Origin of the sequence: Corallococcus exercitus, assembly GCF_003611585.1 — a bacterium.
In the GTDB taxonomy this organism is placed as follows: Bacteria; Myxococcota; Myxococcia; order Myxococcales; family Myxococcaceae; genus Corallococcus; species Corallococcus exercitus.
The window spans coordinates 1-1,656 of the sequence record NZ_RAVW01000765.1 but is presented as its reverse complement, the minus strand read 5'-3'; the positions used below and the strand labels follow the sequence as shown (position 1 = coordinate 1,656).

Sequence of the window (1,656 nt, the reverse complement as noted above, 5' to 3'; positions counted from 1 at the left end):
CTTTCGCGCCGCCGCCACTCGTTACGACAAGACGGCGACCTGCTACCTCGCCGTCCTGCACGTTGCTTCCATGCTTCTTTGGCTGCGGTAATCAGGGACAGCCCCTAGGACGGACCCCGCCGCGGTGCCGCCCCCTGGAGGACCACCCGGCCGAGCGCATGGACTCTCAGCCCCCCTGCGTCCCCATCCCTCCGGACCTGGACGCAGCACCCCTGGGTATAGAAGCGCCAGCCCTCCGCGTCCGCCTGGGCGACGTGCGCCCAGCGCGCGTCCTCCGGTGGCCATGAGTCCGCCGCCTCCGCCAGCCGCAGCAATCGCAGCCGCACGGCCAGCCGGGGCCGCAGGGGAAAGGCCTCCAGCCGCTCCAGCAGCTCCCTGGGAATGTGGACGGCGTCTTGGAACATGGCTGAACGGATCGGGCTGAGGGTTCACGGTGGGCGCCGAGGGAGCGCCCCTCTCTGAACCTGGGTGGCCCTGAAGGCTTCATGAATTGGACCCAGGACCAATACGTGACACATCCGCGAGTAGGGTCCGTGGATCCGTTCTCTTGCGAGCCGCGCGTCTTGCTGGACCGCGGTGGCTGCGCTACTCCGTGGGGCATGGCGTCCAAGCCCCCCCGCGACAGCGAGCTCGAAGCCATCCTGGAGAAGGTGCGGGAGGTGCGCAATTTCGATTTCCGCAATTACAAACGCGCCACGCTCCAGCGCCGCATCGAGCGGCGGATGCAGGCCACGCGCTGCCGCACCCGCTCCGCGTACCTGGCGCTGCTGGAGCGAGACCCGGTGGAGGTCACCACGCTGGTCTCCTCCATGCTCATCAAGCTGACCAGCTTCTTCCGCGACCGCGAGGTCTGGCAGACGCTGGAGCAATCCCTGGTGGAGCTCATCCGCCAGCGGCCGGAGAAGGAGCTGCGCATCTGGAGCGCGGGGTGTGCCACGGGTGAGGAGGCGTACTCGCTGGCCATCGCCGCGGCGGAGGCGCTGGGGCCGGGCAACCCGGGCCCGGAGCTGAAGGTGTTCGGCACGGACGTGGACGAGGACGCCATCGCCACGGCCCGGCGCGGCGTCTATTCCCCGGAGCAGCTGGAGAACGTCTCCCCGGAGCGGCTGGCGCGCTTCTTCGTGCGCACCGGCAACAGCTACACCGTGCGCAAGGAGATCCGCCGCGGGGTGGTGTTCGGGGTGAACAACCTGGTGTCGGACGCGCCGGTGTCGCGCATCGACCTGCTGTTGTGCCGCAACGTCTTCATCTACCTGGACTCGGACCTGCAGAAGCGGGTGCTGGCGCGCTTCCAGTTCGCCCTGCGCCGCAACGGGTTGCTGGTGCTGGGCCGCTCGGAGCTCATCCCCTTCGCGGCCCGGCTCTTCCGGCCGGTGGACCTGTCGCGGCGCATCTACCGCAAGGACGGCGACGTGGAGGTGTCCACCACGACGCAGGACCGGCTGCCCCCGGAGCCGTCGAGCCTGCCGCGCCTCATCGAGCCGGCCGTCATCGACACCGAGCGCCCCTTCCTGCGCAACCTCCTGGACTCGCAGCCCTGCCCCACCATCGCCACGGACAACGACGGCACGGTGACGCTCTGGAACCGCGCGGCCGCGCGGCTGTGGAACCGCAACGAGGGCGACGTGCTGGGCAAGAAGCTGTCCGCGCTGGGCC

At 69.7% G+C, this 1,656-nt stretch carries 2 protein-coding genes; one reads left to right on the top strand and one right to left on the bottom strand.

Features of this window, described 5'->3' with window-relative positions; translation table 11 throughout:
- Window positions 1-104: 104 nt before the first annotated feature.
- Window positions 105-404 carry a hypothetical protein gene (locus D7W79_RS41815; protein ID WP_120530731.1) on the bottom strand — a complete coding sequence of 100 codons (300 nt, stop codon included), beginning with the start codon at window positions 402-404 and terminating at the stop codon, window positions 105-107.
- A gap of 195 nt (window positions 405-599) precedes the next feature.
- On the opposite strand from D7W79_RS41815, the gene D7W79_RS41810 reads away from it, so the two are divergent.
- Window positions 600-1,656, top strand: a 1,057-nt coding sequence (locus D7W79_RS41810) for a CheR family methyltransferase (protein ID WP_120530730.1), incomplete at its 3' end; no start/stop codon positions are given.

Coding starts and splice junctions, on each gene's coding strand:
- D7W79_RS41815 (WP_120530731.1), bottom strand. CDS start 404: ATGTTCCAAGACGCCGTCCACATTCCCAGGGAGCTGCTGGAGCGGCTG.